Raw genomic sequence first — 25,129 nt, forward strand, 5'->3', positions numbered from 1 at the left:
CGGTGGCCTTTGCGTACCCACACCGCCCCCAACCGGCGCCGCGACACGGCCAGGTGACGTCCCCCGCCGGCCTCTACGACGCCGCCCACGAGCACGACGCCTGCGGCGTGGCCTTCGTGGCCGACCTGCACGGACGTCGCTCCCACACGGTGGTCGCCAACGGTCTCGGCGCGCTGTGCCGGCTGGACCACCGGGGCGCCCGGGGTGCGGAACCGAACACCGGCGACGGCGCCGGCATCATGATCCAGGTGCCGGACGGGTTCCTGCGCGCGGTGGTGGACTTCCCGCTGCCCCCGGCCGGCGAGTACGCCACCGGCCTGGTCTTCCTGCCCGACGACGACGCCGGTGAGGCCCGTGCCCGCCAGGTCGTCGAGAAGTACGCCCTGGTCGAGGGGGCCGAGCTGCTCGGCTGGCGGGACGTGCCGGTCGACGCGGCCGACCTCGGCGAGACGGCCCTGGCGGCGATGCCCCGGGTGCGGCAGCTCTTCCTCGCCGCCCGCCGGCTCACCGACACCGCCGCCGGCCCGGCCGGTTCCCCGCTGCGCGGCATCGAGCTGGAACGGGTCGCCTTCTGCGTACGCAAGCAGGCCGAGCGGGAGTCCGCCGAGCGCGGTGTGCCGGCGTACTTCCCGTCGCTGTCCGGGCGGACCCTGGTCTACAAGGGGATGCTCACCCCGGACCAGCTGCCCGCGTTCTACCCGGACCTGACCGACGAGCGGGTGGACAGCGCCATCGCCCTGGTGCACTCGCGGTTCTCCACGAACACCTTCCCGTCCTGGCCGCTGGCGCACCCGTACCGGTTCATCGCCCACAACGGCGAGATCAACACGATTCGCGGCAACCGGAACTGGATGCAGGCCCGCGAGGCGCTGCTGCGCACCCCGGAGCTGTCCGGCAACATCCGCCGGGTCTTCCCGGTCTGCACTCCGGCCGCCTCCGACTCGGCCAACTTCGACGAGGTCCTGGAGTTGCTGCACCTGGCCGGGCGGAGCCTGCCGCACGCGGTGCTGATGATGATCCCCGAAGCGTGGGAGAACGACCCGGACATGGCCGCCGACAAGCGCGCCTTCTACCGGTTCCACGCCAGCCTGATGGAGCCGTGGGACGGCCCGGCCTCGGTCGCCTTCACCGACGGCGAGATCGTCGGCGCGGTGCTCGACCGCAACGGCCTGCGGCCGGGCCGTTGGTGGCAGACCGCCGACGGGCTCGTGGTGCTGGGTAGCGAGGCCGGCGTGCTCGACCTCGACCCGTCCAGCGTGGTCGCCAAGGGCCGGCTCCAGCCCGGCAAGATGTTCCTGGTCGACACCACCGCCGGCCGGATCGTGCACGACGACGAGATCAAGACCGAGCTGGCCGCCGCCCAGCCGTACGCCGACTGGCTGCACGCCGGGCTGATCGAGCTGGACGACCTGCCGCCCCGCGAGCACGAGGTCTACACCCACGACTCGGTACGCCGCCGGCAGCAGACCTTCGGCTACACCGAGGAGGAGCTGAAGATCCTGCTCGCGCCGATGGCCCGCACCGGCGCGGAGCCGATCGGCTCGATGGGCACGGACACCCCGATCGCCCCGCTCTCCACCCGGCCCCGGCTGCTCTACGACTACTTCCACCAGCTCTTCGCCCAGGTCACCAACCCGCCGCTGGACGCCATCCGCGAGGAGCTGGTGACCAGCCTGGCGTCGACCATCGGCCCGGAGGGCAACCTGCTCGATCCCGGCCCGGCGAGCTGCCGGCAGATCGTGCTGCCCTACCCGGTGATCGACAACGAGGAACTGGCCAAGATCCTCTCCATCGACGAGGACGGTGACCTGCCCGGCTTCAAGGCCGTCCGGGTCTCCGGGCTCTACCGGATCCGGGACGGCGGCGCCGGGATCAAGGCGCGGCTGACCGAGATCTGCCGGCACGTCTCCGAGGCGATCGAGGACGGCGTACGGATCCTGGTCCTCTCCGACCGTGACTCCAACGCCGACCTGGCCCCGATCCCGTCGCTGCTGCTCACCGCCGCGGTGCACCAGCACCTGGTCCGCGAGCAGACCCGCACCCAGGTCGCGCTGATCGTGGAGTCCGGGGACTGCCGCGAGGTGCACCACGCGGCGGTGCTGATCGGCTATGGCGCGGCGGCCGTCAACCCGTACCTGGCCTTCGAGTCGGTGGAGGACATGATCTCCACGGGCGCGCTGGTCGGCGTCGAGCCGCGGGTCGCGATCCGCAACTACGTCAAGGCGCTCGGCAAGGGCGTCCTGAAGATCATGTCCAAGATGGGCATCTCGACCGTGTCGTCGTACTGCGGCGCGCAGGTCTTCGAGGCGGTCGGGCTGCACACCCGCCTGGTCGAGCGCTACTTCCGGGGCACGCCGAGCACGATCAGCGGCGTCGGCCTCGACGGCATCCACGCCGAGGTGGCCGCGCGGCACGCCCTGGCCTGGCCGGCGCCCGGCGCGACCGCCAGCGACCGGCTGCCCGTGGGCGGCGAGTACCAGTGGCGCCGCGAGGGTGAGCTGCACCTGTTCAACCCGGAGACGGTCTTCCTGCTCCAGCACGCCACCCGCAGCCGGCAGTACGACGTGTTCCGCGCGTACACCGCCAAGGTCGACGAGTTGGCCGCCCGGGCCGGGGCGCTGCGCGGGCTGTTCCGGTTGCGTACCGGGGAACGGCCGGCGGTGCCGATCGAGGAGGTCGAGCCGGCCAGCGAGATCGTCAAGCGGTTCGCCACCGGCGCCATGTCGTACGGGTCGATCTCCGCCGAGTCGCACGAGACCCTCGCCATCGCGATGAACCGCCTCGGCGGCAAGTCCAACACCGGTGAGGGCGGCGAGGACGTCGACCGCCTGCACGACCCGGCCCGCCGCTCGTCGGTCAAGCAGATCGCCAGCGGCCGGTTCGGGGTGACCAGCGAATACCTGGTCAACGCCGACGACCTCCAGATCAAGATGGCGCAGGGGGCCAAGCCCGGCGAGGGCGGTCAGCTGCCCGGCAACAAGGTGTGGCCGTGGATCGCCCGGACCCGGCACGCCACCCCCGGCGTCGGCCTGATCTCGCCGCCGCCGCACCACGACATCTACTCCATCGAGGACCTCGCCCAGCTGGTGCACGACCTCAAGTGCGTCAACCCGGCCGCCCGGGTGCACGTCAAGCTGGTCAGCGAGGTCGGCGTCGGCACCGTCGCCGCCGGGGTGGCCAAGCTCAAGGCCGACGTCATCCTGATCTCCGGCCACGACGGCGGCACCGGCGCCTCGCCACTGAACTCGCTCAAGCACGCCGGCACCCCGTGGGAGCTGGGCCTGGCCGAGGCGCAGCAGACGCTGCTGCTGAACAAGCTGCGCGACCGGGTCACCGTGCAGGTCGACGGCCAGCTCAAGACCGGCCGGGACGTGATCGTCGCGGCGCTGCTCGGCGCCGAGGAGTTCGGCTTCGCCACCGCCCCGCTGATCGTCTCCGGCTGCATCATGATGCGCGTCTGTCACCTGGACACCTGTCCGGTCGGCATCGCCACCCAGAACCCGGCGCTGCGCGAGCGCTACACCGGCAAGCCGGAGTTCGTGGAGAACTTCTTCCTCTTCCTCGCCGAGGAGATCCGCGGCTACCTGGCCGAACTGGGCCTGCGCAGCATCGACGAGGCGATCGGCCGCACCGAGCTGCTCGACGTGGCACCGGCGATCGAGCACTGGAAGGCCGGCGGGCTCGACCTGCACCGGGTGCTGCACCTGCCGGAGCTGCCCGAGGGCGCGGCCCGTCGGGGCGTACGCGCCCAGGACCACGGCCTGGAGCTGGCGCTGGACAACGAGTTGATCGCACTCGCCGAGCCGGCGCTGCGCGGCGCGGACGACGACGGGCAGGTCAGCCCGGTCCGGGCCGAGGTGGTGATCCGCAACGAGCACCGCAGCGTCGGGGCGATGCTCGGCGGCGAGGTGACCCGCCGGTACGGCGGTGCCGGGCTGCCCACCGACACCGTCGAGTTCACCCTGCGCGGCACCGCCGGGCAGTCCTTCGGCGCGTTCCTGCCGCGCGGGGTCACCCTGCGGCTGCACGGCGACGCCAACGACTACGTCGGCAAGGGGCTCTCCGGCGGCCGGCTGGTCGTCCGGCCGCACGCGTCGGCGCCGTTCGTCGCCACCGACGCCGCCTCGGGTGGCCGCGCCGAGGACCAGATCATCGCCGGCAACACCATCCTGTACGGCGCCACCTCCGGCGAGGTCTTCCTGCGCGGCCGGGTGGGGGAGCGGTTCGCGGTCCGCAACTCCGGCGCGGCGGCCGTCGTCGAGGGCGTCGGCGACCACGGCTGCGAGTACATGACCGGCGGCACGGTGGTGGTGCTCGGTCCGACCGGGCGTAACTTCGCCGCCGGCATGTCCGGTGGCACCGCCTTCGTCTGGAACCTGGACCGCCGCCGGGTCAACACCGAGTTGGTCGACCTCTCCGCGCCCAGCGAGCAGGAGCGGGTCCGGCTGCACGAGCTGGTGCAGCGGCACTTCGCCGAGACCGACTCGGCGGTCGCCGAGGCGCTGCTCAAGCGCTGGCCGGAGGCGGTCGAGGAGTTCACCGCCGTGGTACCCCGGGACTACCGCCGGGTCATGGAGATCATGCGGGCCGCCGAAGCCGCCGGCCAGGACGTCGACGACGCGGTGATGAGCGCCCTCGCGGTGCCCGCCGCGCAGCAACCGCAGCCGGCGCCCGCCGACGCGTCGCTGCCGGTCCCGCCCGCGCCGCGGGTGGTCGCCCAGGAGGTGGCTCGTGCCTGACCCGAACGGTTTCCTGCGCTACCCCCGGCAGTTGCCGGCGCGCCGGCCGGTGCCCGTGCGGATCAGCGACTGGCGGGAGGTCTACCCGCCGGCCGGCGCGGAACTGATCCGCGAGCAGGCCACCCGCTGCATGGACTGCGGCATCCCGTTCTGTCACGACGGTTGCCCGTTGGGCAACCGCATCCCGGACTGGAACGACCTGGTCCGCACCGGCAACTGGGACGCGGCGGTGGAGTCGCTGCACGCCACCAACAACTTCCCCGAGTTCACCGGCCGACTCTGCCCGGCGCCCTGCGAGGCCGCCTGCGTACTCGGCATCGCCGGGGGTGACCCGGTGACCATCAAGCAGGTCGAGGTGGAGATCGCCGACGCGGCGGCGGCCCGAGGGCTGGTCCCCCGCCCGGTGCCGGCACCGACCGGCCGGTCGGTCGCCGTGGTCGGCTCCGGCCCGGCCGGGCTCGCCGCCGCCCAGCAACTGGTCCGCGCCGGTCACGCCGTCACCGTGTACGAGCGTGACGACGCCATCGGCGGCCTGATGCGGTACGGCATCCCCGACTTCAAGCTGGAGAAGCGGCACATCGACGCCCGGCTGGCCCAGCTCGGCGCCGAAGGCGTGGAGTTCCGCACCGGTGTGAACGTCGGGGTCGACGTCACCGCCGAGCAGCTGCGCGAGCAGCACGACGCGGTGCTGCTGGCCTGCGGGGCGTTGCAGGGCCGTGACACCGACACCGCCGGGCGGCAGTTGCGCGGCGTACACCAGGCGATGGCGCACCTGGTGGCGGCCAACCGGGTGGTGGCCGCGGCCGGCGAGGGGCAACCCGCCCTGGCCACGCTGCCCGACGGCACGCCGATCGACGCGGCCGGCAAGCACGTGGTCATCATCGGCGGCGGCGACACCGCGGCGGACTGCCTCGGGGTGGCCCACCGGCAGGGCGCGGCCGGCGTACACCAGCTGGACCTGTACCCGCGCCCGCCGCAGGCCCGCGACGAGGACCGCGACCCGTGGCCGACCTGGCCGTGGATCCTGCGCGAGTACGCGGCCCACGAGGAGGGCGGCGAGCGGGTCTTCGCGGTGGCGGTGCAGGAGTTCGTCGACGACGGCACCGGCGCGGTCCGCGCGGTCCGCATCGCCGAGGTGACCGTCGAGAAGCGCGACGGCCGGCGGATCCTCACCGCCGTGCCGGGCACCGAGCGGGAGCTCCCCGCCGACCTGGTGCTGCTGGCGATCGGCTTCGAGGGCACCGAGGAGCAGCCGCTGCTGGCGCAGTACGGCCTGACCCGCAACGCCCGGGGCGCCATCGATTCCCGGGCCGACTGGCAGACCGACACCGACGGTGTGTTCGTGGCCGGCGACATGCACCGGGGCGCCTCGCTGATCGTCTGGGCGATCGCCGAGGGGCGGGCCGCCGCCGCGGCGATCCACGCCTACCTCGGCGGCACCGGCACCCTGCCCGCCCCCGTCCACCCCGCCTCCCGCCCACTGACGGTGTAAGGAAGGGCCCCCTTTTAACGCCTCGTGCAGAGCAGGGGCCCCCTGTTAACAGCTCACGCCCGGTCGGCAGCGACCGGGCGTGAGCCGTTGGTGGACGTCGGCTATTCACTTCATCTGCATGTTTCGATAGCATTACCGACCAGTAACAACCCCTGGCCACGCGCGCGGTTCTCGGGCTCCACCACCACCCGATGTGGAGGTCCGCCATGCCACACCGTCCGCTGGCCCGCGCCCTGGCCGCGCTGGTCGCCCTCGCCACCGCCACCCTCGGTGCGCTGGCCGTCCCGGTCGCCGCCCAGGCCGCCGCCCCCATCCACTACGTCGCCCTCGGCGACTCGTACTCCTCCGGTGTCGGGGCCGGTCCGTACGACCTGTCCACCTGCCTGCGCAGCCAGAAGTCGTACGCCCCGCTCTGGGCCGCCGCCAACGACGTGGCCAGCTTCCGCTTTCCCGCCTGCGGCGGCGCGGTCACCGCCGACGTGCTCGACAACCAGCTCGGCCCGCTCAGCGCCACCACCACAATGGTCACCATCACCATCGGCGGCAACGACGCCGGTTTCGCCGACGTGATGACCAGCTGCCGCTTCGGCAGCACCGCCACCTGCACCAGCGCGGTCAACCAGGCGAAGACCTTCGCCACCGGCACGCTCCCGGCCCGCCTCGACCGCACCTACGCCGCGATCCGGGACCGGGCGCCCAACGCCCGGCTGATCGTGCTCGGCTACCCGCGCCTGTTCGAGACCGGCTCGTGTGGCCTGCTGGCGATGAGCAGCTACAAGCGCACCATCCTCAACGAGGCCGCCGACGTACTGGCCGAGGTGACCGCCGACCGGGCCGCCGCGGCCGGTGCCATCTTCGCCGACACCCGACCCACCTTCGCCGGGCACGGTGTCTGCGGCGCCCAGCCGTGGATCCGCGACGTCACCGGCGTCATCGAGGCGTACCACCCGAACGCCGACGGCTACCGCTCCGGGTTCCTGCCCGCGCTCAACGCGGTGACCGGCTGAGACGTGCCCTCGACGGCCGGCGGTGCGGGTCCGCGTACCGCCGGTCGCGGCGCAGCGCTCCACAGTGGCGGACCTCGGGCCGACACGTCCGGGGGTGCGGACACGTGCCCGCCTCGCCGCAGTCCGTTAGGGTTTCAGCGGACCAGACGACGCTCGGCGGAGGTGCAGAGGTTGGGCAGGCTCGCGTCGGCGTACGGGCAGGCGATCGCCGCCCACCGGGCCGCCCGGGCCCACCTCGATGCCGCTCGGGAGGCGCTGCGGACACCCGCACCGTCCGCCCCGGCGGTCGACCCCGACCTGCTGGCCCGGCTACACCGGGTCGGCGCCGCCCTGGCCGCCCCGACGCCGGGCACCCCGCTGGCCGGGCAGCCCGTGCCGGTACGCCTCGGCGAGGCGGTCACCGCCGGTGGCGGCTTCCCCGTACTCGTGCCGCTCGGCGCCGGCCACCACCTCGCCGTCGATGCCGACGGCCGCGACCCGGCGGTGGCCGGTCTGCTGCGGGCCCTCGTGCTGCGCCTGCTGGCCACCGCCGCGCCCGGCGGTGTCCGGGTCACCGGGCTGGACAGCGCCGCCCTCGGCGCGACCTTCGGTCCACTGCGACCGCTGCTCGACTCCGGGGTCATCGACCCGCCGGCCACCACCGAGTCGGAGGCCGCCACGCTGCTCGACGCCGCCGAACGGCACGCCCGCACGGCCCGGCAGTCCGACCGACCGGACCAGGAACTGCTGGTGGTGGTCGCCGCCTCCGTCCCGTCGCCCCGCGAGGCCGCCCGGCTCGCCGCCCTCACCCACGCCGGGCCGGCCGCCGCCGTCTGCGTCCTGCTCGCCGGTTGGTCGGCCGGCGGGCCGGGCGAGCCGGCGCCGCCGCTGGGCGCCACCACCATGCTGCGGATGACCGACGGGTACGCCCGGGTCGGCGACCCACCCCACGCCCCGTTCAGCGCCGACGGCAGTGGCCTGGCCGCCCCGGTACGGCTCGACGGTGACCCACCAGCGGCCTCGGTCGCCGCCCTCGCCACCCACCTCGGCGAGGCCGCCCGCCGGGGGGCGACGGTCGGCTTCGCCGACCTGCTGCCGCCACAGCGCTGGATCAGCTCCGCCCGCGCCGGCCTGCGTACCGTGGTCGGTCGGGCCGGCCGTGAGCCGTTCACCGTGGCCTTCGACGACGCCACCCCGCACTGGCTGGTCGGCGGGCGCACCGGCGCCGGTAAGACGGTCTTCCTGCTCGACGTGCTCTACGGGCTGGCCGCCCGCTACGCGCCGAGCGAGTTGCAGCTCTACCTGCTCGACTTCAAGGAGGGAGTGAGCTTCACCGAGTTCGTCCCCACCGGCCGTGACCCGTCCTGGCTGCCACACGCCCGCGCCGTCGGCATCGAGAGCGACCGGGAGTACGGCGTGGCCGTGCTCCGCGAACTGCGCCGCGAACTGCACCGTCGGGCCACCACGCTGAAACGCCACGGTGTCACCAAACTCGCCGACCTGCCCGCCGGCACCGCCGTACCCCGGATCGTCACCGTGATCGACGAGTTCCAGGTGCTGCTGGCCGGCAACGACCCGATCGCCCGCGAGTCGGTGGACCTGCTGGAGGAGTTGGCCCGCAAGGGCCGCTCGTACGGCGTACACCTGGTGCTGGCCAGCCAGAGCACGACGGGCATCGAGGCGCTCTACGGCCGCGCCGAGGCGGTCTTCGGGCAGTTCGCGCTGCGGGTGGCGCTGCCCGGCGGCGGGGGAGTGCTCGACCCGCTCAACGACGCGGCGGCCACCCTGCCGGTCGGCTCGGCCGTGGTCAACACCGCCGCCGGGGCACCCGGAGCGAACACGGTGATCCGCTTCCCCGACGCGTACGCGGCCGGCGACGAGCTGACCCGGCTGCGGCACGAGCTGTGGCAGGCCCGCCCGGCGGCTGCCCGGCCGCCGTCGGTGTTCCGGGGATACGAAACCGCCCGGGTCGAGGACGACGCCACCTTCACCGGGCTGCGCCCGGGCGGCCGGCGCCCACTGGCCCTGGTCGGCCGGACCGTCGACGTGGACGGCACCAGCGCCCTGTTCATCATGGACACCGCCCCCGGCCGGCACCTGGCCGTGGTCGGCACCTCGCCCGCCGGTGCCGAGGTGCTGCGCGCCGCGACCCTGAGCCTGGCCCGGCAGCACGCCCCCGGCGAGGCGACGTTCCTGCTCGCCCCGCTGGTCGCCGCCGCCGACTCGGCCGCCGACGACACCACCGCCACGCTGACCGCCGCCGGCCACCCGGTGGTACGCCTCGACGCCCCGGCGCTACGCCAGCAGATCGCCACCCTGGCCGGCGACGCTGGCCCGGCCGGAGGTGCGGGTCTGGCCGGTGGTGCGGGTCTGGCCGGTGGTGGGGGTCTGGCCGGAGACGGCGGGTCGGGCGGGGTCGCCGGTGGCGGGCAGTCGTCGGCGCCGGGGCGCAGCTACCTGGTGGTGTTCGGGATGGACGCCGCCGCCGGACTGCTCGCCGAGAGCGACCCGGCGACCTTCCGCACCGGCCACGACGACCTGCGTACCCTGCTGCGCCAGGGCCCCGGCCACGGGGTACACCTGCTCGGCTGGTGGCGCGGGCTGCGCCGGCTCGCCGACGACCTCGGCGGTACGCAGAACCGCGACGACGTCGCCTGCCTGGTCGCGCTGAACGTGCCCGGCGCCGACCTGGGCCTGCACCTCGGGATGCACGACCTGGCCTACACGCCCCGAGCCGACCGGGCGCTGCTGGTCGACCGGCACGACCAGCGGGTCCGGTTGATCGTGCCGTTCGCCCGCGACGGCCACACCGGCGACGGTCAGGAGTGAGCGTGTCCACCTTCGACGAGTACGCGGCGCTGGCTCGGCACCTCTCCGTCCAGCAGCGTGCCGGCGAACAGGGCGTCGCCGCCGAAGCCGACCGGCGGCGGGATCTCGGTGCCACCGTGGAGTACCTCGACCGCCGACTGCTCGCCCAGGGCCAGCGCCTCGACCAACTCGGCCGGACCATCGGCGCCACCCCGCCGCCCGCCGGCCCGCCGCCGGCTTCCGGCCCGCCGGGGTCGCCGGCATCCGGCCCGCCGGGGTCGCCGGCATTCGGCTCCGCCTCCGCTGGCCGGTCGGGGTCGCCGGCTTCCGGCCCCGGCTTCGCTGGCCCGCCGAGGTCGCCGGCTTCCGGCTCCGCCTCCGCTAGCCCGTCGGGGTCGCCGGCTTCCGGCCCCGCCTCCGCCGGCCCGTCGGGTCAGCTCGGTTCGCCGGTTTCCGGGCCCGGCTTCGCCGGCCTGTCGGGTCAGCTCGGTTCGCCGGTTTCCGGGCCGCCGCTGGCTGGCGCGGGACTGGGGACGGGGGTGGACGGCGGCGCAGCCGCCGCGCCGGGGCGGTCGGGTGTCGGGGCGTACGCCCAGGTGGGTGGGGAGGAGACGAGCCGGGCGCTGCCGGTGGCCGTGAGTGCGACGGCGGCCGGGGTGCCGGCGCAGCGGGCCGGCGAGGTCGATGCGGCGACGGAACTGGAGATGGCGCGGCGCTGGGCCGACGAGGCCGACCGGTACGCGCAGCAGGCGGAGGTGCTGGCCCAGCGGCCGGCGCTGCTGCCGACCTGGTCGCCGATGGCCCGGGCGGTCGCCGTCTACCTCGGTTTCGCCGCCGTCTCGGTGCTGCTCATGCTGGTCATGGTGCTGGCCTCCGGGGTCGGCGTGGTCGGTGGCTGGACCCTTTACTCGTGGATGTGTGCCGGCCTGCCCGCCGTCTCGCTGATCGGCGCCTGGCTGGTGCTCGGCCGTTGGGGGCGACCCGCCGTCGGCGCCGCCACCCCGCCCCGCTATCCGGTGATCGGGTTCCTGCTCTGCTTTCTCGCCGTCCCGCTCGCCTACTGCGGCTACCTGATCCTGGTCCGGACGATGCGATGAGCGGACTTCCGATCTTGGTACGTTTCGACCCCTCCAGGGGCAGTTTCGTACCAAGATCTGTCTCTTCGAGGGAGGGTGTGTGAGTGCAGCGGAGATGATCGCCAGGTTGGCGGCGGCAGCACAGAAACTGGACGAGGCCAAGGCGAAGACGGCGGCTGCGGCCCAGGATGCGGCTGAGGCACGGCAGCTTGTCGCGGGGGCGTTGCAGGGCGTCGCCGCCGGCCCGCTGATCAACATGATCGACTCGTACCGGCAGGCACTCGCGCAGGCCGCGCAGGGCGGTGAGCCCGCCAAGCAGCACGTCCAGGAGACCATCGCGAAGGTACGTGCGCTGGGAAACTGACCACTGGGGAGGAAGACGATGCGCGACGGCGCAACGCTCGACGGGTTCCACATCGGACAGGTGCCGGACACGGTGGGCGAGGAGGTGTCCGACTTCGCCACCGAGTGGGAGGACGTGCAGTTCGCGACCCGGGTCTGGGAGCGGCAGACCGCCGACGGTTACCGGGTGGACCTGCGAGTGCATGTGCTGCGTGGGCAACGGCTGACCGACCTCGACGCGCTGCGCACCTTCCTCGCCGACTATCACGAGCGTGACCCTGCCGGCTGGCAGCTGACCGAGTTCACGCACGACGACGGGCCCGGCCTGGTGGGTGACGGCCAGGCGTTCTGGCTGGCCGAGCCGGGCGTCGCGGTGAACGTCCTGGCCGACCCGGCACAGGTCGACGGGGACGGGCTGCTCGCCGTGGCGTACGGCGTCGTACGGCAACAAGAGCCGGAGTCGCATTTTCGACCGTGATTCGGTGGCCATCGGTCGATAAACTGCCCGGCCGTGGAACCTGCTTCGCTTTTCACCGCGCTGGCGAAATCGATCTTGACCCAGGTTGGCAAAGAGTTGGCAAGCCCAATGGTCAAGAGCGTGAAGGCGCGGGTGCTGGGAGATCCGGAGCAGAAAGCGCTGGAGCGCGCGTTGGCCCGCGCGTTCGCCGAGATCCAGAAGACGTCCGGGTACGCCCTCGCCGAATTCGACATCAACCTGGACTTCTGGTCGTACGAGGGCGCCGAGGAGTTGGCGAAGCTGCTGCTCCCCGGTGCCCAACCGTCGGCGGCCGGTATGGCCACGCGCGCCGTCGCATCGCTCGGGCGGTTCCAGACCGAGGACGAGCAACTCGACCGGATCAACCTGCTCCGGCCGGTGTTCCGGGCCATGCTCGACGCGCTGGCCAACGAGGTACGCCGGGAGCCCGCGCTGCGCACCGTGCTCGGGCTCAGGGACGAGGCCGACGGCGCACGGGCGGGTGTGCGGCTGGCGCACCATCTCGGTGCCGCCACGGCGGGCGAGGACGACCGGTTCCACTACCTGAGCTGGGTGGTCGACCAACACCGGTACCTGCCGACGGTCGGAGTGGTCCGCAACACCACCGTCCAACTGCCCCTGGACGACGTGTTCATCGGGTTGCAGGCACAGGCCGACCAGCGCCCCGGCGACCGGGCCCGGCACTGGTTCGAACAGGAACGCGCCAAGCTGACCGCGCGGGTCCAGGCCGGGCAGCTCGACGAAACCGGGTTCGAGGCGGCCCTGGACCGCTTGCAGCTGACGTACGGCCGGAAGTTCCCCGCCGACGGCGACCGGGAGGCGGTGCCGGCGCAGCCGGTGCTGGATGTGGTCCACCAACAGGCGCAGCTGCTGGTCCTCGGCGACCCGGGTTCGGGCAAGACGACCCTGCTGCGCTACCTCGCCCTCACCCACGCCAAGGCCCTCGTCGCCGACACCTCCCCGCAGGACCGGCCGCCGCTGTTCCCGATCTACCTGCGGATCGGTGAGTACGCCCGGCACGGCCACCCCGACCACGGGATCGGTGAGTTCCTCGCGGTGTCCATGCGCCGCGACGAGTGCCGCACCCCGGGCCTGTCCGACCTGCTCCAGCGGCAGCTCGACGGCGGACGCTGCCTGGTCCTGCTGGACGGCCTCGACGAGATCGCCTCGGCGGACCTGCGCCGTGACGTGGTCGCGGCGGTGGTCAACTTCGTCACCGCGCACGCCCGACAGGGCAACCGTTTCGTGGTGACCAGCCGGATCGCCGGCTACCAGGCCGCACCGCTGCCGGACTCGTTCCACGCGGTACGGCTCCAGGACATGGACGACCCGACGATCGGCCGGTTCCTGGACGTCTACTGCCGCGAGGTGGAGCGGGCCGAGACGCCGAAGCGGACCGATGCGGCGATCCGGGACGCCGGTGCGCGGGAGGCGACGGCGATCGGGGAGGCCCTGCGGACCAATCCAGGAGTACGCCGGCTGGCCGCCAACCCGCTGCTGCTCACCGCGCTCGTCCTGGTACACCGGTCCAGTGGCCGGCTGCCGCATCGGCGGGTCGAGGCGTACATCGAGGTGTGTAACGCTCTGGGCCGCACCTGGCGCAGCGCGCAGGGCGTCGCCGCGGCGGACCTGCCCGACGAACGGATCCTCAACCGGTGGTTGTCGAGACTCGGGGCCTGGCTACATGAGAACCGCCCCGAGGGCGCGGCCAGCAAACTGGAACTACTCGAAGTGCTCGGCCCGCTCTGGGCCACGCACCACGGAAGCAGCTGGGACCCGGACGTGTTGCGGGACGCCGACCCGTTGCACACCGAACCGGGCCGAGGGGTGCTCGACTTCGTCAGAAAGGCCGACGAGCACACCGGACTGCTGGTCGAGCGGGCACCCGGCCGCTACGGCTTCGCCCACCTGACCTTCGAGGAGTACTACACCGGGCGGGCACTGGCCCTGCTCGGATCGATCGAGAACCGGGCCAGCCAGATCCGCCGCCGGCTGCACGATCCCCGCTACGACGAGCCGATCCTGCTCGCCCTCGGCCTGATCGGCACCGACTACGTCGAGCAGATCGACGAGGTGATTGCGCAGGCGATTTATCCCGGGCCGGAACCCAGCCCGTACGAGGATCTGCTCGGCCGCGACTTCCTGTTCATGCTTCGCGTGCTGGCTGACGACGTACCCCTGGCGCGGACCGCGACCATCGACGAGATCCTGCATCAGGCGATCGACGAGTACCTCGACCCCGATGCCAGTCGATGCCGCTTCACGACCTATCGGCAGGCCTTGGCCGAGCGACTGAGCGGCCTCGGCGACACCAGAGCCGCCGACCGCCTCCGCGTCGCCCTCGACGCGCGGGCGACCACGATCGACGCCTCCGCGCACGAACGATGGTGCGAACTTGTCGAGATCGCCGTTGCGTACGGGCAACTCCTGCCCACCACCCGCAACATGCTCGTGCAGATTGCCGGCGATGGTGCTCATGCGGATGCAGCTCTGCGGGTGCTGGGGCGTGACGTTGTGGTGAGTGGTGAGGTGGTTGCTGCGTTGGTGGTGTTGGCGGTCGGCGGTGGTGATCCCGAGGCGCGGGTGCGGGCGATGGAGCTGTTGGCCGGGGATGGTGCTTTGAGTGGAGAGGTGGTTGCTGCTGCGGTGGGGTTGGCGACGGGTGATATGGATCCGATCGTGCGGCTGCGGGCGGTGGAGGTGTTGGCCAGGAGTGGTGCGTTGAATGGTGAGGTGATCGCTGCATTGATGAGGGTGGCGACGGGTGGTGGTGATCCGTTCGTTCGGGTGCGGGCGGTGGAGGTGTTGGCCGCGAGTGGTGCTTTGGGTGGTGAGGTGGTTGCTGCTGCGGTGGGGTTGGCGACGGGTGGTGGTGCTCCGTTCGTTCGGTTGCGGGCGGTGGAGTTGTTGGCCCGCAATGAGCTTCTGACTGGTGGGGTGGTTTCTGCTGCGGTGGGGTTGGCGACGGGTGATGGTGATCCGTTCGTGCGCGTACGGGCGGTGGAGGTGTTGGCCGCGAGTGGTGCTTTGGGTGGTGAGGTGGTTGCTGCTGCGGTGGGGTTGGCGACGGGTGATGGTGATCCGTTCGTTCGGTTGCGGGCGGTGGAGTCGTTGGCCCGCAATGAGCTCCTGACTGGTGAGGTGGTTGCCGCTGCGGTGGGGTTGGCGACGGCTGGTGATCCCGTGGCACGGGTGCGGGCGGTGGAAGTGTTGGCCGGGAGTGGTGCTTTGGGTGGTGAGGTGGTTGCTGCGTTGGTGGGGTTGGCGACGGGTGGCGGTGATCCCGAGGCGCGGGTGCGGGCGGGCGAGTTGTTGGTCGAGAATGGTGCTTTGAGTGGTGAGGTGGTTGCTGCGTTGGTGGGTTTCGCGACGGGTGGTGGTGATCCGTTCGTGCGGTTGCGGGCGGTGGAGGTGCTGGCCAGCAATGATGTTCTGACTGGTGAGGTGGTTGCTGCGTTGGTGGGGTTGGCGACGGGTGGCGGTGATCCCGAGGCGCGGGTGCGGGCGGTGGAAGTGTTGGCCGGGAGTGGTGCTTTGGGTGGTGAGGTGGTTGCTGCGTTGGTGGGGTTGGCGACGGGTGGTGGTGATCCGTTCGTGCGGTTGCGGGCGGTCGAGGTGTTGGCCTGGAAAGGTGCTTTGAGTGGTGAGGTGGTTGCTGCGTTGGTGGGGTTGGCGACGGGCGATGGTGATCCGAAGGTGCGGGTACGCGCGGTGGAACTGTCGGCCACAGGTGATGCTTTGAGCGGTGAGGTGGTTGCTGCTGCGGTGGGGTTGGCGACGGGTGGTGGTGATCCGGCAGTGCGGGTGCGGGCGATGGGGGTATTGGCCGCAGCAGGGGCGCTGGCCGGGCCGGTCGCTGCTACCGCGCTGGAGGTCGTTGGCGAGGCTGAGGATTGGTTGACTCGACAGGACCTGGTGCGGCACCTGCGGTACGCCCCGCCGACGGAGCGGCTCATCACGGTGCTGATGTCACTGTTCCTGGACCCGGACAACGACGTGCGGGCCGAGGTCGGACGTACGCTTGTCGAGATTTCCCGTCGGCACCCAGAGGTCGCCGCTGACATCCGGTCGAGGCTGGTCAGCGCCTGCGCCAGCCCGGACTTCGCCGAGCAGGACGAGTACGAGTACAGAGCGGCGTGGGATTACGCGCACGAGGCACTTCAGCGTCAGGTCGAGGCCGCCGCATAGCGGCACGGTTTTGCCGGCCAGTGTCGATCGGGGTCTATGATCCGGGAGATCGTGGGCCCTCGATCGGCGCAATCGCCCTGGCCCAGCCGATGAACCGACTGTGCAGGCTGGTGGCAGGAATGTCGCCGAGGTGCACGCCGGCCTCCTCGTACAACCTGGCCAGGTAGACCATGAGTCCGGGCAGGTTGCCCCGATGCTCGGCGAGCAGGCGTAGCTTCGCGGGGGAGCACGGCCAGGCGGCCCCGCAGGCCCGGCAGCGCCACGTCGGGCGGGACGGGACGTGGTCACGCAGGTGCGCGCTCACCGGGCGGCCCCCGTCGTGCCGCGCCGGGCCGGAGCGCCTGGCCCGGTCGGCGGCGGTACGGGGCGCAGCCCGTCCGGGCGGACGTACAGCTCGCGGCGGTCCACCGCGTTGCCGCGTGCGTCGAGTTGGTACACCTCGATCCACGTCCAGCCGCAGTAGGTGTGCCGGTCGGTGCGCTCGCGGATCAGCCGTACCGTGATCGGCTTGCTGAACTGCGGCGACGCCTCGCATGTCAGCAGGTAGACGCCGGGGGACACCCGGGGTGTGCCGTCCTCGCGGGCCGACGCGGTGGTGGACCGGGCCGGCCCGGTGATGCGGGTCGAAGCACCGGAACCGGTCGGTGCGGCGCCAGGGCCGGTCGGTGCGGCGCCGGAATGGGTCGGTGCGGCAGCAAAACGGGGCGGTGTGGCGCCGGGGCGGTGCGGTGTGGCGCCGGGGCGGGTCGGTGTGGCGGCGGGGCGGGGTGCCCAGCGTGCGGCGGGGACGCCGTTGGCGGGCTTCGGCACGGTCATGGTCGTCTCCTTGCCTCGTCGGTGTGGCGGGTCGAGCCGCCAACAGTCGCCGCCGGGTGGCATGTCCTGCCGTCACGACCGCATGGTCTGGATCGGGGGTCGCTGCGGTTGCTCGCCCGGCAGCGACCCCCGGACGTACGCACCCGCCGGGTCGGGGGCAACCTCCACCGGGTACGCCGTGCTGCTTCCACCCTGGATGCAGGCCCCATACGGTGGGAATAGTCATCACTCGATCGCGGAACGTAGCGACCAGGTTCGAGCTGGCGCGGAACGGTGCACAGCGCCGGGGAAGGGTGTGGAAGCCGTGGGAATCTCGCCGTCGGAGTACCTGCTTCGTGAGCTGAGGCGTCGGCGTGGGGCCGCCGGGCTGACCCAGGCGCAACTCGGCGAACTGCTCTACTGCTCGGACTCTCAGGTGAGCGCGATCGAGACCGGTACCAAGGCGCCGACCTTGCCGTACCTGACCGCCGTGGACGGCGCACTGGGCACCGGCGGATACTTCACGACCCTCTGGGACGAGCTGGTCAAGGGCGACGCCGCACCGGTCTGGCAGCGGGAATGGCTGAGGCATATCGAGCGGGAGGCCACCGCGCTGCGCTGGTACGAGCACTCTTTCGTGCCGGGCCTGCTCCAGACCGAGGCGTACGTTCGCGCCACGTTCCGCGCGGCGTGCACGCCCGCTGCCGAGCTGGACCAGCGGGTCGCGGCACGGATGGCACGGCAGGTCGTCCTCGCCCGTGAGCCGAGTCCTCAGCTTTTCGTGGTGCTGGATGAGATGGTGCTTCGGCGGCCGTGCGGCGGTCCGGACGTGATGGCTGAGCAGGTCGAGCACCTGCTGGCCGCTGCCGAGCAGCCGAATATCCGGTTGCGGGTCGTGCCGCTCTCCGCTGGCATCTACTCAGGACTTGCCGGGGCGTTCATCCTGGCCGACCTACCCGACGGATCGCGTGCCGGGTGCACGGACCATCAGTTGGAGTCGCAGAGCACCGGGCAGCCTGATGCGATTGCTCGTCTGGCGCTGGTGTGGGACGCGGTCCAGGGCGAAGCCCTCACGGTGGGGCAGTCGCTCGACGTGCTCAAGGAGGCGGCGAAGAGATGGGCGAGCTGACTGGTGCGTGAAGGCCCGGCCCGGCGCTGACCTTCACTCCCACCGCCTGGCGGGCCTTCCTCGCCCAGTTCCCCGAGCGACCCTGATCGAACAGGTGTCGCCCCGGCCCTTGTGGGGCCGGGGCGACGTGGGTTTTCACAGATGTCAGCTACGCGGCACGTTCATCCGCTCGGGGATGAGTTCGTACCGCTCCGGGTCGATGTTGTTCAGCGTCCCGTCGGTGATCGAGTCGATGATTCCGAAGAGCCCGTCCTCGACCTGCTTGGTCAGCATCCCGTGCTGCTTCTGGCCCCAGGACTGCGTCTGCCCGCGCGTCTCGAACAGAATCGTCGCGCTTCCGCGAAGGGCGAACGAACCCAGCGCGGTGCCGGGCAGGTTCGTGTTCTGCGGGTAGAGCGTCACCTTGCTCTGCGGAGAGTTTCCGGACTGGAGGGCGTCGTACACCGCGACGTTCACCCGGCGCGACGCGTCGTAGTTGAACTTGGGCCAGTTACCGTGCTGGGCGGGGTTCGTGATGAAGCGCCCGGAAATGGAAAGGGTGGTGAAGTCGTCCATTCCCACGCCGGTGTAGCAGGCGGCCTGGTTGTGCAGGTCGGCGAAGACGTGGACGGTCCCGAATTCCTGCTCCAGCGCGCGATAAACGTCCCGGGCGGCCTGCGCTTCCGGCGTGATGTACCAACCGGTGGAGGCGCTGTTACCCGGGAAGTCGCCAGCCTGCGGAACGTAATCGAGGTTGGGGTTGAAGTCCCGGTTCACGTCGAACCCGCCGAGGCGGGTGTTGTAATTCCATGCCGTCCGCGCACTGGCGAGTTGCGGGAAGTCGGCGACGACATCGCTCCAGCTGCGGGCATTCTGCCGGGTGACCAATTCGCCGCCGTCAGGGTTGAGCTTCGGTACGGCGACAATGGTGACCGCCTTGCGAATCTCCTCGGACCGCTTCGAGTTGTTGCCGAGCGTACGAAGGGCGTCGAGCAGGGCGGCCGTACCGTGCATCTCGTTGCCGTGGATCTGGCTCTGCACCATGACGACGGTGTCGCCCTCGCCAACCCGAGCCGACCAGATCTCGCGACCCTGGTTCGAATAGCCGGCGACGTCGACACTCACGTGGCCGTTGCTGGACTGTTCGATCTGCTGGAGACTCCGGCGAAGTTCCTCGTGGCTGATGAAGCCCTGGACCGACTTGTTGCCGGTTTCGTTGCCGCAGTGCGACTCAAGCGGTTGGGCGGCTGCCGGCCCAGTGAGTGACACCGCTACCCCGGGGATACCGATGAGGAGCGCGGCGGCGACCGCGACGTGGCGCTTGACCCGACTTGGTGACGCTGTCGGCATAGCTTGACGCATGGAAAGCCCTCCACAGTGATCGGGTGGATCTAGTTCGCCACCTAAGCACAGGTGCGTGCGGCTAGCAATGGATGGCTGTTTGATCGGGCACCGTTTGAGGGCGAATGTCGGAACAGCGGTGACACCGCAGGTGGCGACGTTTTGCCGTGCCCGTCGCGCTGCCGTCTATATTGGACGGAGCGGCAAATCTCAAGATTTCCGCAACTGTCGAGAGGGACGCCTGACGAGGTTCATCGGCGCGTCTATTATGCCGCATCCGGCCGCGCATCATGGCCGGGCGAAATTGGAAATGCGTGCCATCAGTTCCTACGATTGTAGGAGGTTTGATACGTCAATCTGAACAGCTGTACGCAACCACTTCGTTGCCCCTGCTCCTGCGCGGGCCCCGGCTGGACCGGCAGCGGGGGAGTCCCGCGACGTCGACCCGGCCGACGCGGCGCGGGTGCTGCGGAGGTCGTCGAGTGGGGAGCCGCCGCGCCGACAAGCCAGCGAAGCCGAGGAGGCCGCTGAGTCTGGTGCCTGACCCGGCTGCCGGGCAGTGCGGGCCGCGCCGTCGACGGCGGGACGGGGTTGCGCGAGAGCGGGCGGCGCGGTAGGCCATGCGTGCGCAGATCGGCCGATGGTTCCGGGTGCCAACCCGGCGGCGGTCTGAAAGTCGAGGATGGAATGGAATTCTTGACCAGTCCCGAGCTGTGGATCGCGTTCGCGACCCTGCTCCTGCTGGAGATCGTGCTGGGCATCGACAACGTGGTGTTCATCTCGATCCTGTCCGGCCGGCTGCCTGAGCATCAGCAGGCCCGGGCCCGGACGATCGGCATCTCGCTCGCCCTGATCACCCGACTGCTGTTGCTGGGCTCGCTGTCCTGGATCATCGGGTTGACGGCGCCGCTGTTCACCGTGCTCGGGCAGGAGATCTCCGGCCGGGACCTGATCCTGCTGCTCGGCGGGTTGTTCCTGGTGGGCAAGGCGACGTACGAGATCCACGAGCACCTGGAGGGTGCCGATCACGCCAAGTCGAGCAAGAAGGTGGTGTCGTTCGGCTCGGTCATCGCGCAGATCCTGGTGCTGGACGTGGTCTTCTCGCTGGATTCGGTGATCACCGCGGTCGGCATGGTCGACGAGTTGGCCATCATGGTGGCCGCCGTGGTGATCGCGATGATCATCATGCTGGTCTCGGCCGGCGCGGTCAGCAGCTTCGTCAACCAGCATCCGACGGTCAAGATGCTGGCCCTGTCGTTCCTGCTGATCATCGGTGCGAGCCTGATCGCGGAGAGCTTCGACCAGCACATCCCGAAGGGCTACGTGTACGGGCCGATCGCCTTCTCGATCTTCGTGGAGTTCCTCAACCTGCGAGTCCGGTCGCGGCAGCGCCGCGCGCAGGAGGCGCAGCCGGTGCAGTTGCACCCCACGTACGTCAAGAACAGCCCGGCGCGCCCCGACCCCGAGCCGGAGGTGACGGCCGCCAGCTGAACCTCCCCGCGCCCGAGGTCACGCCGGCCCGGCGAGTCTCCTGGCCCGGCCGGCTGGCCTCCCGCGCGCGGGCCGGCCCTGTTGCGCACGAACCGGGTGTGCCCGCGCTGAGCAGGACGCCGCACGTACCCCTCGGGGTGCGTGCGGCGTCCGTCGTCTGTGGACGGCCGGCGGCCCGGACCGCTGGTGAGGCCGCCGCTACTCGCGCGTAACTTTTCATTGACGTTTCCAGATTGTGACGGGCATCATCATTTCACGGTCGATCGGAACACACCCCACCTCCACCCCGGCAACCCCGGGGTTCTCCCAATGGGAGGTGCAGCGATGCTGCTCCGAAAGGCTGTCCCCGTCCTCGCCCTCACCCTCGCCGCCGTCCTGTCGGCCCCGGCCGCCGCGTCGGCCGCCACTCCCGCCGCTCCCGCCGCGTCGGCTGCCACTCCCGCCGCCACCTCGGGCACGTCGGCGACCGAAGCCACCCTCGCGCCAACCGCCGACCCCGGTCTACGCGCCCTCGCCAGCGCCAACCCGGTCATCGTGGTCGGCGGGCTCAGCGGCTTCGCCGCGGTGTACGAGCCGCTCGCCGCCCGGCTGCGCGCCGACGGATACCGGGTCTGGATCTACGAGTTGCCCAACCTCGGGCTCGGCGACATCGCCGCCTCCGCCGCCAGTCTGCGCAACTTCGTCGGGCAGGTCCGCTCCAGCACCGGCGCGGCGAAGATCGACGTGGTCGCCCACTCCGAGGGTGGCCTGGTCAGCCGCTACTACATCAAGAATCTCGGCGGCGGCGACGCCGTCGGCCGCTACGTCAGCCTGGGCACCCCCCAGTACGGCACCTACGTCGCCAACATCGCGGCATTCCTCGGCCTGGGCAGCTGTGCCGGCATCGTCGCCTGCCAGCAGATGACGATCGGCTCGTCGTTCCTGACCGCCCTCAACGCCGGTGACGACACCCCGGGGTCGGTCCGTTGGACCACCGTCCGCACCTGGCAGGACGAACTCGTCCGCCCGGTCGACAACGCCATGCTGGCCGACGGCGCCACCAACGTCCTCATCCAGTCCAAGTGTCCGCTACGCGTAGTAGGCCACCTGGCCCTGGTCATCGACGGCACCACCTACTCAATCATCCGCCAAGCCCTCCGCGACCACCCCATCAACCCCTCCTGCCTAGCCCTCTAAACCCACCCCACCCACCCCACCCCCCAACCCTCCTGCCCCGCCCGGCGGCGTTGATCAAGAAGTTTGCGTCGGTGAAGCGGTCCTTCCTTGACGCAAACTTCTTGATCAACCAGCACGGGGGTGGGGGTTAGGTGGTGGTGGAGAGGGTTTCGTATTCGGCGTTGGTCAGGTGGACTTGGGCGGCGGCTACGTTCTCCTCTAGGTGGGCCACCGAGGAGGTGCCGGGGATGGGGAGGATCACCGGGGAGCGGCGCAGCAGCCAGGCCAGGGCGAGCTGGGCCGGGGTGGCGCCGTGCGCGGTGGAGATCGCGTCGAGTGGGCCGCCGGGGCGGGCCAGCTCGCCGGTGGCGATCGGGAACCACGGGATGAACGCGATGTCGTTGCGCTCGCAGTAGTCCAGTACGTCCTCGGCCTTGCGGTTTGCCAGGTTGTAGAGGTTCTGCACCGACACGATCGGCGCGATCTGGCGGGCCTGCTCGATCTGCTCGACGGTCACCTCCGACAGACCGATGTGCCGGATCTTGCCCTCCTCGCGCAGCAGCACCAACTCGCCGAGCTGGTCGGCCAGCGGCACCTGCGGGTCGATGCGGTGCAGCTGGTAGAGCCCGATGCTGTCCAGGCCAAGGTGGCGCAGGCTCAGCTCGCACTGCTGGCGCAGGTACTCCGGCCGGCCGACCGGCCGCCAGTAGCCAGGGCCGCCGCGGGTCAGCCCGGCCTTGGTCGCGATGAGAAGATCCTCGGCGTACGGGTGCAACGCCTCCTTGATCAGCAACTCCGATACGAACGGCCCGTACGAGTCGGCGGTGTCGATGAACGTCACCCCCAACTCGTACGCCCGGCGCAGCACCCGCACCGCCTCGGCCGGGTCCTTCGGGTCACCCCACACGCCCGGTCCGGTGATCTGCATCGCCCCGTAGCCGAGCCGGTCGACGGTCAGGTCACCGCCGATGCGGTACGTGCCGGAGGCCTTGGCGGGCCGGTTGTCAGGCTCGATCGCCATGCGTCTGATCCCCAATCATGTCCGGTGCTCACCGCCAATCTAGTGCGGTGTCCAGGACGTTTACCGGCCGTGCCGCGACACCGCCGACGTTCTGGACACCGCACTGACCGGGTGCCGGGGCAACCGGACCCGGTGGCGATCACACGGCGACGATGCCCCACTGCTCGTGGGCGCCCGACCCGTAGAGCCACTGGACGATGCCGGCGCCGTCGGCGGTGCTGGCCCCGCTGACGTTGAGCGACAGCCCGCTGAGCCGGTTGGTCAGCAGGTAGTGGCCGGCCGCGACGGGGGTGATCGCCCAGTGCTGCTGGAAGAGGTTCTGGTCGGCCCGCAGCACCACGGTGCCGCCGTTGACCCGGGATAGCCCGGCCACCTCCATCAGTTTTCCGCTGGCCACGCTGCGGATCTTGAAGTATCCGTCTCCGGTGCTGTCGAACGTCCACGTCTGGGTGGCGGTGCCCTGCCAGCTGGACTGGGCGATGTTCGTACCGTCCGCGGTGCCGGCGGTGGCTGCCTTGCCGCTGTGCCGGGCCTCGATCCGGTAACTGCCGGTGGTGAGCGGCAGCCGGGAGACCAGGGTGGGCCGGTTGCGACGACCGCCGATGGCCAGCCCGGAGACGTTGACGTAGTCGTCGGTACCCCGGTGGGCTTCCAACCGGAGGTAGCCGACGTCGCGCGGCGCCCACTCGGCGACCTTGGTGGTCATGTTCGGCGCCCACGTCCCCCGCGCGACCTCCGTGAAGGTGACCCCGTCGACGCTGGTGGAGATGGTGTACGAGGTGATGTCACCGTCGGTGAGGTAGTTGCGGCTCCACTGCTTCGGCAGGTACTCCAGGGTCGAGACGTGGCGCCACACCCCGCCCAGGTCGACGGTGATCGCCTGCGGCATCGGCAGCCGCCAGGTCGACCAGCAGGTCTCCAGGTTGGTGTTGCTCTTGCCGTCGATCGCCCGCATCGGGCCCTCGGTGCCGTAATAGGCGGTCGCGTACGCGGCGACCGGGGTGATCGGCCACTCGACGCGGCGTGGTTGGGCGGGTAGTGCCTTGCGGGGCTGCGGTTTCCACGCCGCGCCCACCTCGGCCAACCGGGCCACGATGTTGTCGTCGAGTCGACCGGCCCGGTTCGGCGGGCAGTTGAGGATCAGCGACGTCCACTTGGCCTCCAGGTCGGTCAGGTGGTCGAGGATCGCGTTGCGCTTCAGCGGCTCGGTGGTGGGGGTGTGCGGGTGCCAGAACCAGCCGTTGCTGATCGTCTGACCCTGGAGCCCGACGTAGCTGTTGCCCTGTGGGGCGGTGATCCCGAGCGGCTGCTCGAAGTAGATGGCGTCACCGAGCCAGGGCTGGGACAGCCCGCCGTGGTCGATCATGACGGTGTCCGGCTGCAACGACCGGACCAGGTTGCGCACCTGTTGGTACGGCAGCGCCTGCTGGCCCATCTGCCAGGCGTACCCGTCCATCACGAACATGTCGATCTTGCCGTAGTTGGTCAGCAGTTCGCGGATCTGGCCGAGCACGTAGCTGATGTCGCCGGGCTCGATAACCTCGCTGGCCGGTACGCCGTGCCGGGTGTCGTACGCCTCCACCCCCTGGGTGCGGTCCCAGATCGAGAAGTAGAGGCCCACCTTGAGCCCGCGTGACCGGAACGCCTCGACGTACTGCGCCACGATGTCGTGCCGGTAACCGCTGTTGGCCACGGTCTGGCCGGTGTACGCCGACGGCCACAGGCAGAAGCCGTCGTGGTGCTTGGTGGTCAGTACGCCGTAGCTCATCTTCGCCGCCACGGCGGCGTCGGCCCACTGCTCACAGTCCACCTGCGGCGGGGCGAACAGCGTGGGGGACTGGTGCGGCCGGGCCCACTCCTCGCCGGTGAAGGTGCCGAGACTGAAGTGGTTGAACATGCCGAAGCGCAGGTCGGCCAGGCGTTGCAGGATTCGTTGCGCGTGCTCCGGCGCCACGTTGCTCGCCTCGGCTGGGCCGGTCAGCGCGGGCAGGGCACTTGTCGCCGCGCCCGCTCCGGCGGCCGAGAGCACCGCGCGGCGCGACATCCGTACAGCAGGCATGAAGGATCACACTCCAAACCGGGGGTTACTGG

Annotated in this window: 16 protein-coding genes and 1 pseudogene; 12 read left to right on the forward strand and 5 right to left on the reverse strand. The window is 71.1% G+C overall.

The genetic code is table 11. The features are described from left to right. Nucleotides 1–2: 2 nt before the first annotated feature. The 8 genes from gltB to E0H26_RS10400 all read left to right on the forward strand — a co-directional run bounded on the left by gltB (nucleotide 3) and on the right by E0H26_RS10400 (nucleotide 16,127). A complete protein-coding gene (gene gltB / locus E0H26_RS10365) occupies nucleotides 3–4,739 on the forward strand; it encodes a glutamate synthase large subunit (protein WP_206025002.1) in 4,737 nt (1,578 codons plus the stop codon). Continuing rightward, nucleotides 4,732–6,231 carry a glutamate synthase subunit beta gene (locus E0H26_RS10370; RefSeq protein ID WP_131303366.1) on the forward strand — a complete coding sequence of 500 codons (1,500 nt, stop codon included), beginning with the start codon at nucleotides 4,732–4,734 and terminating at the stop codon, nucleotides 6,229–6,231. Before gltB ends, E0H26_RS10370 begins: the two co-directional genes overlap by 8 nt. A gap of 206 nt (nucleotides 6,232–6,437) precedes the next feature. After that, a complete protein-coding gene (locus E0H26_RS10375; protein ID WP_131303367.1) occupies nucleotides 6,438–7,238 on the forward strand; it encodes an SGNH/GDSL hydrolase family protein in 801 nt (266 codons plus the stop codon). Nucleotides 7,239–7,409: 171 nt separating this feature from the next. Then, nucleotides 7,410–10,046 carry an FtsK/SpoIIIE domain-containing protein gene (locus tag E0H26_RS10380; RefSeq protein WP_131303368.1) on the forward strand — a complete coding sequence of 879 codons (2,637 nt, stop codon included), beginning with the start codon at nucleotides 7,410–7,412 and terminating at the stop codon, nucleotides 10,044–10,046. 2 nt (nucleotides 10,047–10,048) lie between these two features. Then, nucleotides 10,049–11,122: a hypothetical protein gene (locus tag E0H26_RS29820; protein ID WP_240742095.1), complete on the forward strand. Its 1,074-nt coding sequence runs from the start codon at nucleotides 10,049–10,051 to the stop codon at nucleotides 11,120–11,122. Between the two features lie 79 nt (nucleotides 11,123–11,201). Beyond that, nucleotides 11,202–11,465 (forward strand): DUF6244 family protein, encoded by a 264-nt coding sequence (locus tag E0H26_RS10390; RefSeq protein ID WP_102660593.1) that lies wholly within the window; start codon nucleotides 11,202–11,204, stop codon nucleotides 11,463–11,465. 18 nt (nucleotides 11,466–11,483) lie between these two features. Continuing rightward, nucleotides 11,484–11,921 (forward strand): hypothetical protein, encoded by a 438-nt coding sequence (locus E0H26_RS10395; RefSeq protein WP_131303369.1) that lies wholly within the window; start codon nucleotides 11,484–11,486, stop codon nucleotides 11,919–11,921. A gap of 108 nt (nucleotides 11,922–12,029) precedes the next feature. Beyond that, on the forward strand, nucleotides 12,030–16,127 hold the full coding sequence (locus E0H26_RS10400; protein ID WP_165521810.1) for an NACHT domain-containing protein: 4,098 nt from the start codon (nucleotides 12,030–12,032) through the stop codon (nucleotides 16,125–16,127). A 34-nt stretch (nucleotides 16,128–16,161) separates the two neighbouring features. Here E0H26_RS10400 and E0H26_RS10405 read toward each other — a convergent pair whose 3' ends face one another. Together E0H26_RS10405 and E0H26_RS30405 are read right to left on the reverse strand one after the other, a co-directional pair. Continuing rightward, nucleotides 16,162–16,431 carry a flavin reductase gene (locus E0H26_RS10405; RefSeq protein WP_131303370.1) on the reverse strand — a complete coding sequence of 90 codons (270 nt, stop codon included), beginning with the start codon at nucleotides 16,429–16,431 and terminating at the stop codon, nucleotides 16,162–16,164. Continuing rightward, entirely contained in the window at nucleotides 16,428–16,943 is a 516-nt protein-coding gene (locus tag E0H26_RS30405; protein WP_338106203.1) for a hypothetical protein, read from the reverse strand. The genes E0H26_RS10405 and E0H26_RS30405 overlap by 4 nt, the downstream gene beginning before the upstream one ends. A gap of 304 nt (nucleotides 16,944–17,247) precedes the next feature. Here E0H26_RS30405 and E0H26_RS10415 point away from each other — a divergent pair, with 304 nt between their 5' ends. Then, nucleotides 17,248–18,051 carry a helix-turn-helix domain-containing protein gene (locus tag E0H26_RS10415; protein ID WP_165521811.1) on the forward strand — a complete coding sequence of 268 codons (804 nt, stop codon included), beginning with the start codon at nucleotides 17,248–17,250 and terminating at the stop codon, nucleotides 18,049–18,051. Nucleotides 18,052–18,065: 14 nt separating this feature from the next. Continuing rightward, nucleotides 18,066–18,137: pseudogene (locus E0H26_RS30570) on the forward strand (DUF397 domain-containing protein); the annotation flags it as partial. Nucleotides 18,138–18,195: 58 nt separating this feature from the next. On the opposite strand, the gene E0H26_RS10425 reads toward E0H26_RS30570, so the two are convergent. Continuing rightward, nucleotides 18,196–19,380, reverse strand: a complete 1,185-nt coding sequence (locus E0H26_RS10425; protein WP_240742096.1) for a M14 family zinc carboxypeptidase — start codon at nucleotides 19,378–19,380, stop codon at nucleotides 18,196–18,198. Between the two features lie 678 nt (nucleotides 19,381–20,058). Here E0H26_RS10425 and E0H26_RS10430 point away from each other — a divergent pair. Together E0H26_RS10430 and E0H26_RS10435 are read left to right on the forward strand one after the other, a co-directional pair. After that, on the forward strand, nucleotides 20,059–20,862 hold the full coding sequence (locus E0H26_RS10430) for a TerC family protein (RefSeq protein ID WP_131303372.1): 804 nt from the start codon (nucleotides 20,059–20,061) through the stop codon (nucleotides 20,860–20,862). Between the two features lie 324 nt (nucleotides 20,863–21,186). Then, nucleotides 21,187–22,038, forward strand: a complete 852-nt coding sequence (locus tag E0H26_RS10435; RefSeq protein ID WP_131303373.1) for an esterase/lipase family protein — start codon at nucleotides 21,187–21,189, stop codon at nucleotides 22,036–22,038. Nucleotides 22,039–22,165: 127 nt separating this feature from the next. Here the strand turns inward: E0H26_RS10435 and E0H26_RS10440 are convergent, their stop codons facing one another. Both E0H26_RS10440 and E0H26_RS10445 read right to left on the reverse strand, forming a co-directional pair. After that, entirely contained in the window at nucleotides 22,166–23,038 is an 873-nt protein-coding gene (locus tag E0H26_RS10440; protein ID WP_131303374.1) for an aldo/keto reductase, read from the reverse strand. A gap of 139 nt (nucleotides 23,039–23,177) precedes the next feature. After that, the gene (locus E0H26_RS10445) at nucleotides 23,178–25,097 is read right to left on the reverse strand and encodes an alpha-L-fucosidase (protein ID WP_131303375.1); all 1,920 of its coding nucleotides are present in this window, start codon (nucleotides 25,095–25,097) and stop codon (nucleotides 23,178–23,180) included. Nucleotides 25,098–25,129: the final 32 nt, after the last annotated feature.

The organism is Micromonospora zingiberis (genome assembly GCF_004331455.1).
In the GTDB taxonomy this organism is placed as follows: domain Bacteria; phylum Actinomycetota; class Actinomycetes; order Mycobacteriales; family Micromonosporaceae; genus Micromonospora; species Micromonospora zingiberis.